Origin of the sequence: Streptomyces himastatinicus ATCC 53653, from assembly GCF_000158915.1 — a bacterium.
Classification (GTDB): Bacteria; Actinomycetota; Actinomycetes; order Streptomycetales; family Streptomycetaceae; genus Streptomyces; species Streptomyces himastatinicus.
Genome location: NZ_GG657754.1, coordinates 9,853,475 through 9,860,914 on the forward strand (window position 1 = coordinate 9,853,475; position 7,440 = coordinate 9,860,914).

General features: G+C 71.5%; 7 protein-coding genes. 4 read left to right on the top strand and 3 right to left on the bottom strand.

All coding sequences use genetic code 11. The features are described 5' to 3' along the window. Positions 1-1,412, top strand: a 1,412-nt coding sequence (locus tag SSOG_RS54435; RefSeq protein WP_063631623.1) for a PTS ascorbate transporter subunit IIC, incomplete at its 5' end; no start/stop codon positions are given. A gap of 6 nt (positions 1,413-1,418) precedes the next feature. Here SSOG_RS54435 and SSOG_RS41665 read toward each other — a convergent pair. Beyond that, on the bottom strand, positions 1,419-3,707 hold the full coding sequence (locus tag SSOG_RS41665; protein WP_009720346.1) for an ATP-binding cassette domain-containing protein: 2,289 nt from the start codon (positions 3,705-3,707) through the stop codon (positions 1,419-1,421). 122 nt (positions 3,708-3,829) lie between these two features. Between SSOG_RS41665 and SSOG_RS41670 the strand changes: the two genes are divergently transcribed. Both SSOG_RS41670 and SSOG_RS41675 read left to right on the top strand, forming a co-directional pair. Beyond that, a complete protein-coding gene (locus SSOG_RS41670) occupies positions 3,830-4,561 on the top strand; it encodes a MerR family transcriptional regulator (RefSeq protein WP_009720347.1) in 732 nt (243 codons plus the stop codon). Between the two features lie 57 nt (positions 4,562-4,618). Then, a complete protein-coding gene (locus tag SSOG_RS41675; protein WP_009720348.1) occupies positions 4,619-5,101 on the top strand; it encodes a VOC family protein in 483 nt (160 codons plus the stop codon). Positions 5,102-5,161: 60 nt separating this feature from the next. Here SSOG_RS41675 and SSOG_RS41680 read toward each other — a convergent pair whose 3' ends face one another. Next, positions 5,162-6,106, bottom strand: a complete 945-nt coding sequence (locus SSOG_RS41680; protein ID WP_009720349.1) for a serine/threonine dehydratase — start codon at positions 6,104-6,106, stop codon at positions 5,162-5,164. Between the two features lie 72 nt (positions 6,107-6,178). Between SSOG_RS41680 and SSOG_RS41685 the strand changes: the two genes are divergently transcribed. Then, positions 6,179-6,826, top strand: coding sequence for a TetR/AcrR family transcriptional regulator (locus SSOG_RS41685; protein WP_039942643.1), 648 nt, complete (start codon positions 6,179-6,181; stop codon positions 6,824-6,826). A gap of 22 nt (positions 6,827-6,848) precedes the next feature. On the opposite strand, the gene SSOG_RS41690 is transcribed toward SSOG_RS41685, so the two are convergent. Further along, a partial coding sequence (locus SSOG_RS41690) for an alpha/beta fold hydrolase (protein WP_063631624.1) occupies positions 6,849-7,440 on the bottom strand: 592 nt, incomplete at its 5' end.

Sequence of the window (7,440 nt, forward strand, 5' to 3'; positions counted from 1 at the left end):
TCGGAGCGGGCGCGGGGTTGGTCACCAACTCCCTCGCCCCGCTGGGCACGATGATCCAGGGCGTCACGGGAGCGCACGGCGTCATCCCGACCAACGAGGCCATCGTCGGCATCGCCCAGGCGCAGTTCGGGTCGCGCGTCGCCTGGCTGATGATCCTGGGCTTCGTGGTCAGCCTGCTGCTGGCCCGCTTCACCCCGCTGCGCTATGTGTTCCTGACCGGACACCACATGCTGTTCATGGCCACGCTGCTGACCGTGGTGCTGGCGGGCGCCGGCCAGTCCACCGTCGTCGTGGTGGCGGTCGGCGGGGTGCTGCTCGGCATCATGCTGGTGGCCATGCCCGCCTTCGCCCACCCCTGGACCAAGCGGGTCACGGGGAACGACACCGTCGCCATCGGCCACTTCGGCACGGCCGGCTACGTCGTGGCGGGCGCGGCCGGGAAGGTGGTCGGCAAGCGCAGCCGCAGCACCGAGGAGATGAAGCTCCCCGAGGGGCTGCGCTTCCTGCGCGACTCGATGGTGGCCACGGCGCTGTCCATGCTGGTCATCTATGTGGTGATGGCGGTGCTCTTCCTCCTCAAGGCGGGCGAGCGGACGGCCTTCAAGGCGTTCGCCACCGGCACCGGGGCCACTACGGCGGCCACCGACACCGGCAACTATGTGATGCAGTCCGTGATGCAGGGCCTCCAGTTCGGCATCGCGGTCGCGGTCATCCTCTTCGGGGTGCGGACGATCCTCGGCGAACTCGTGCCCGCCTTCCAGGGCATCGCGAGCAAGGTCGTGCCGGGCGCGCTGCCCGCGCTGGACGCGCCGATCGTCTTCCCGTACGCGCAGAACGCCGTGCTCATCGGCTTCCTCTCCAGCTTCACCGGCGGCCTGGTCAGCCTCGCCCTGCTCACCTGGGTGTTCAACCCGGCGTTCGGCCTCGCGCTGGTCCTGCCGGGTCTGGTGCCGCACTTCTTCACCGGTGGCGCGGCGGGCGTCTACGGCAACGCCACCGGCGGCCGGCGCGGCGCCGCCGTGGGCGCGTTCCTCAACGGTGTGCTCATCACCTTCCTGCCCGCCCTGCTGCTCAAGGTGCTGGGCGCGTTCGGGAAGCAGAACACCACCTTCGGCGACGCCGACTTCGGCTGGTTCGGCGCGCTCGTCGGCAACGCGGGCAAGGCCGGTAGCGGGGTGGGCGTCGCCCTCATCCTGCTCATCGGCCTGGCCGTCCTGGGCGCCGCCGTGCTGGTGCAGAAGCGCGTGGTCGACACGGGCTGGGACCCCGGCGCCGCCCGCGACGCCCTGATGCCCAGGGAGGACGCGGCAGCCGGGGCAGCGGGGGCCGGGGACGCCCCGGGCGGGGCCACGGCGTACCCGAAGATCGCCCCGCCCGAGGGCGCCCCCGCACCCCCGCCACCGCCCCGGTGACCCGCCCTACCCGCCGACGTACTCCCGCAGATGCGTGGCGGTCAGCGACGCACCGGAGGCCACGAGGTCGGCGGGCGTCCCGGTGAACACCACCCGGCCGCCGTCATGGCCCGCCCCCGGGCCCATGTCGACGATCCAGTCCGCGTGAGCCATCACCGCCTGGTGGTGCTCGATGACGACGACCGTGTTGCCGTCGTCCACCAGCCGGTCGAGCAGCGCGAGCAGCTGGTCCACATCGGCCAGATGCAGCCCGGTCGTCGGCTCGTCCAGCACGTACGTCGTGCCGTTCTTCGCCATGTGGATGGCGAGCTTGAGCCGCTGCCGCTCACCGCCCGAGAGGGTGGTGAGCGGCTGGCCGAGCCCCAGATAGCCCAGGCCCACCGCCATCAGCCGGTCGAGGATCACCCGTGGCTGTCCGGTGGTGAAGAACTCCCGGGCCTCGGCCACCGGCATGGCGAGCACTTCGCCGATGCTGCGCCCGCGCAGCCGGTACGCCAGCACCTCCGCCTTGAACCGCCTGCCCTCGCACTCCTCGCACACCGACGCCACCTCGGCCATCATCGCGAGATCGGTGTAGGTCAGCCCGATGCCCTTGCAACGCGGGCACGCGCCCTCCGAGTTGGCGCTGAACAGCCCCGGCTTCACCCCGTTGGCCTTCGCGAACGCCGACCGGATCGGATCCAGCAGCCCCGTATAGGTGGCCGGGTTGCTGCGGCGCGAGCCACGGATCGCCGACTGATCGGCGACGATCACCCCGTCCCGTCCGCCGAGCGAGCCATGGATCAGGGAACTCTTACCGGACCCGGCGACCCCCGTGACGACGGTGAGCACCCCGAGGGGGATGTCCACGCTGACGTCCCGCAGATTGTGCAGCCGGGCGCCGGTGATCGGCAGCTGGCCGCGGGGCTCACGCGGCTTGTCGCGCAGGCTCACCCGATGGCCGAGATAGTCGCCGGTCAGGGTGGAGGAGGCCCGCAGTCCGGCCAGATCGCCCGCGTAGACGATCCGCCCGCCCGCCGCACCGGCGCCGGGGCCCAGATCCACCACATGGTCGGCGATCCCGATCGTCTCCGGCTTGTGCTCCACCACCAGCACCGTGTTGCCCTTGTCGCGCAGCTGGAGCAGCAGAGTGTTCATGCGCTGGATGTCATGCGGATGCAAGCCCACGGTGGGCTCGTCGAAGACGTACGTCACATCCGACAGACTCGAACCCAGGTGGCGGACCATCCGCACCCGCTGCGCCTCGCCACCGGAGAGCGTGCCGGACTCCCGGTCCAGGCTCAGATACCCCAGGCCGATCTCCACCAGCGAATCCAGCGTGTCGCGGAGGGTCTCCAGGACCGGCCCGACCGTGTCGTCCCGGATGCCCCGGACGACCGCGGCCAGGTCGCTGATCTGCATCGCCGAGCACTCCGCGAGGGTGCGCCCTTCGACCGTGCAGGACCGGGCGGCCTCGTTCAGCCGGGAGCCGTCACAGTCGGGGCAGCGGGCGAGCGCGACCGCCCGGTCCGCGAACGCGCGCGCCTGGGACTGCATCGCCTCCCGGTCCTTGGCCAGGTACAGTCGCCGGACCTTGGTGACCAGCCCCTCGTAGGTCAGGTTGTTCTTGCCCACCTTGATCTTGGTCGCGGGCTTGTGCAGGAAGTCCTCCCACTGCTCGGGGGTGTAGTCCCTCAGCCGGGCATCGGGGTCGAAAAGGCCGGAGTGCGCAAAGAGCTGCCAGTACCATGTGTCCACCCCGAATCCGGGGACGGTGATCGCCCCCTCGTTCAACGACCGCTCCCGGTCCACCAGTTGGCCGACGTCGATCTCCGACACCCGGCCCAGACCCTCACACCGCGGGCACATCCCCTCGGCCGTGTTGAAGCTAAAGGCGAGCGGCGGACCCACATACGGGGTGCCGATCCGGCTGAACAGGATCCGCAGCATGGTGTGGGCGTCGGTGGCGGTGCCCACGGTGGAACGGGAGTTGGCACCCATCCGCTCCTGGTCGACGATGATCGCGGCGCTGAGGTTGCGCAGCGCGTCGACATCCGGGCGGCCGAGCGTCGGCATGAAGTTCTGGACGAACGCCGTGTAGGTCTCGTTGATCAGCCGCTGTGACTCCGCGGCGACGGTGTCGAAGACAAGCGAGGACTTGCCGGATCCGGAGACTCCGGTGAAGACGGTGAGCCGCCGCTTGGGTATGTCGAGAGAAACCTCCCGCAGATTGTTCTCCCTGGCCCCGCGGACCTGAATCACATCGTGGCCGTCCGCGGCATGGTGGTGCCGTACGTCCCTGTCACTGACATCCATGCCTTCAAGTGTTTCATTGAAGTACCGCGTAGAGACTTTTCGCCATCACGGCCCAGCTCGCCGGGGAATGGAGGCGGAAAACCCTCAACTCGCCGTGAACACCATCCCGATAGGCTCACCCCATGAGCCGCCCCGAAACGCCGCTGCGCCCCATCGACCTGGCACGCTCGGCCGGAATCTCGACCCAGCAGATCCGCAACTACGTCGACGCGGGCATCCTGCCCCAGGCCGCCCGCACCCCGGCCGGCTACCGCAGGCTCGACACCCGCCACCGCCGGGCGCTGGTCACCTACGACGCGCTCGTCCCGGGGTACGGACAACACACCGCCCGGGCGGTCATGCAGGCCGTGCACGCCGGGGACGTACCGCTGGCGCTCAGCCTGGTGGACGCCGCCCACGCGGCCCTGCACGAACAGCGGCTGTCCCTGCGGGCCGCGGGCGAGGCGCTCGAAGCGGTCGCCGGGCAGACCCCCGAGGCCCTGGACGTGCCGAGGGGGGCCCTGCGCATCGGCGAGGTGGCCGCGTACCTCGGCGTCCGCACCTCCGCGCTCAGGGTGTGGGAGTCGGCCGGGCTGCTGGTCCCGAAGCGGGAGCGCGGCACCAGGTACCGCACCTTCGGCCCCGCCGACGTCCGGGACGCCCGGATGATCCACATGCTGCGGCAGGACCGCTATCCGCTGGACCGGATCCGGCCCGTCCTGGAGGGGCTGCGCCGCACGGGCAGCAGCGCCGCGCTGCGCGAGGTCATCGCCGAGCGCCGGGAGGGGCTGACCCGGCGCACCACCGCCATGCTCGAAGGCGCCGGGCAGCTGCACGGATATCTCACCGGACATCGGAGTGCCGAGGAGCGATGAGTTTGCCGCGCGGCGCCGGTCGGTAAAGGTAAACACTCCCACCCGTAGGAGGCACCGATGGCCAGCGACGGATTCACCACCTGCCTGTGGTTCGACGGTCAGGCCGAAGAGGCGGCGCAGCACTACGTCTCGATCTTCAAGGACGGCAAGCTCGGCCGGACCGTCCGCTACTCCGAGGCCGGTCCCGGCACCCCCGGCTCGGTGCTGACCGTGGACTTCGAGGTCAACGGCCAGAAGTTCGTCGGGCTCAACGGCGGGCCGGAGTTCACGTTCAACGAGGCCATCTCCTTCCAGATCCACTGCGCGGACCAGGAGGAGGTCGACTACTACTGGAACCGGCTCCTGGAGGGCGGTGGCCAGGAGATCCAGTGCGGCTGGGTGAAGGACAAGTTCGGGGTGTCCTGGCAGGTCGTCCCCGAGGTTCTCCTGGAGATGATCGCCGACTCCGACCCGGCGAAGGCGAAGCGCGCCATGGACGCCATGATGCCGATGGTCAAGCTCGACATCGCCGCGCTTCAGAAGGCGTACGCGGGGGAGTAGACGACCGCCGGGCCCACCCGCCCCTCCCCGCGCCCGGGGAAGGGGCGGGCCGGACACCCCCTACGGACGCGTCAGGTCCCCCGGGTCGGTGTTGGCCCCGCACAGCAGCACCGCCACCTTCTCGCCCGGCCGGGTCTCGTACGCCCCCGACCGCACCGCCGCGAGCGCAGTCGCCGCCGCGTGCTCCACCGCGATCCGGCGGTCGTCCCACAGGGCCTGCCGCGCCGAGACGATCTCCTCGTCGGACACGAGCACCGACCGCACCCCGTCCTCGCGCGCCCACTCCAGCGCCATCGGCGCCGCACGGCGCGCCCCCAGCGAGTCCGCCGCCACCGAATCCACGGGCACGTCGACCACCGCCCCGGCCTCCAGCGCCGCGTTCAGCGCACGCGATCCGTGCGGCTCCACGGCCACCACCCGGACACCGTGCTCCAGCGCGGACACCGCGACCCCGGTGAACAGCCCGCCGCCCCCGACGGACACCACCACCGTGTCCATGTCCGGGCGGCACCGCAGGATCTCCTCCATCACGGTGCCCGCACCGGCCGCGATCAGCGGATGGTCGTAGGCGTGCGACTCCAGCGCACCGGTCTCGGCGGCGTGCTTGCGCGAGGCGTCCAGCGCCTCGGCGTACTCCCGGCCGACCTGGCGTACGTCAGCGCCGAGCGCCCGCAGCCTGCCGACCTTGACCGCGGGTGCCGTCTCGGGCACGAACACCGTGGCGGTCACGGAGTGCCGGGCCGCCGCCCAGGCGCAGGCCAGCCCGGCGTTGCCGCCGGAGGCGATGACGACACCCGCGTCCGGAACGGCCCCCGCCTCGACATGGCTGCCGATGAAGTTGAACGCCCCGCGCGCCTTGAAGGAGCCGGTGTGCTGGAGGAATTCCAGCGCCAGCCATCCCTCGGCCCCGCCGAAGGATCCCTCGTCCGCCGGGGCGAGCACGACGGGCCGGACATGCCCGGCGGAGCGCCGCGCGGCGGCCTGTACGTCTTGATGAGTAACCACGTGAAACACTGTATCAACCACTGTTACGCTTCGCCTGTGAGAAAGGCCGCGTCCGTGAGAAAGAATGTGTCCGTGAGAAAGAAGCGGACCGCGGCCGAACCACCCGCCCTGGACACCATCGCGGTGGCGGCGCTGTCGGTCATCGACGAGGAGGGACCCGAGGCCCTGAGCTTCCGGGCGGTGGCGCAGCGGCTCGACGTCTCGCACGGCACGGTCTTCCGCCGCTGCGGCGACTTCGACGGTCTGCTGAACGCCTGCGCCGACCATCTGGCCACGCTGCTGCCCCGCGTACCGCAGGACACCGACTGGGCCGCCGCCACCGAGGCCCGCTTCACCGCGCTCTACGAGGTGCTCACCCGGCACCCGGGGCTGGCGGCGCTGCGCGCGGGCCGCTCCTGGTTCGGCCCGGAGCTGCTGAGCCGCCTGGTGGAGCCGCAGCTCGCCCAGAGCATCGCCGCCGGTATGACACCGGCGGCGGCCATCCATGTCTACCGGGGGCTGTATCTGCTCACCCTCGGCGCCGTCGCCTTCGTCGACCACCGCGACGAGAAGCGGGCCCTGGCCTCGGCGCGCACATCGCTCGCCGCGCTGGATCCCGAGGAGTTCCCGGTGCTGACGGCGCACCGGGACGTGGTGCTGCCCGCCCTGACCGACCACCGCGTCTACCACGACGCGCTGCGCCGGCTGATCAGCGCCGCGGCGGCCGAACACCTCGGCTGAAGTACGCCTCGGGGGCGGCGCCTCAGCCGAGCGCCCGCAGCCATGCGATCAGCAGCCGGTTGACCTCCTCGGGACGCTCCTGCTGCACCCAGTGGCCACAGCCGTCGAGGAGATGCGAGGACACCAGCCCGGGGAGGGTGGTGGGGTACGCCGCGACGGCGTCGGCCAGCCAGCCGAGCGAGGCGTCGCGCTCCCCGGCCAGGAACAGCGAGGGCTGGGTGAGCGGCGCCCCGTCCCACGCCGCGAGATCCTCCCAGTCGCGGTCGGCGTTGCGGTAGCGGTTCAGCGCCCCGGTCAGCCCGGTCCGCTCGAATTCCGCCGCGCAGACGTCCAGATCGGCCTCGGTGAGCCAGGACGGCGGCGGGCCGTCCGGAAAGCGGTCGCGCATCCGCCCGCCGCGGGGGACGAAGAACGGGCTGCCGCCGTCCGGAGAGGGCGCCGCGTCGCCCGAGAGCGCGGCGTAGAACCCCGCGAGCCAGCCGCGCACATCGGGCTCGATCTCCGCCTCGGCCCGGCCGGGCTGCTGGAAGTAGCCGACGTAGAACTCCTCGTCCCCGCCGATCCGCGCGAAGACCTCGCTGGGCCGAGGGCCGCCCCGGGGCGCGTACGGCACG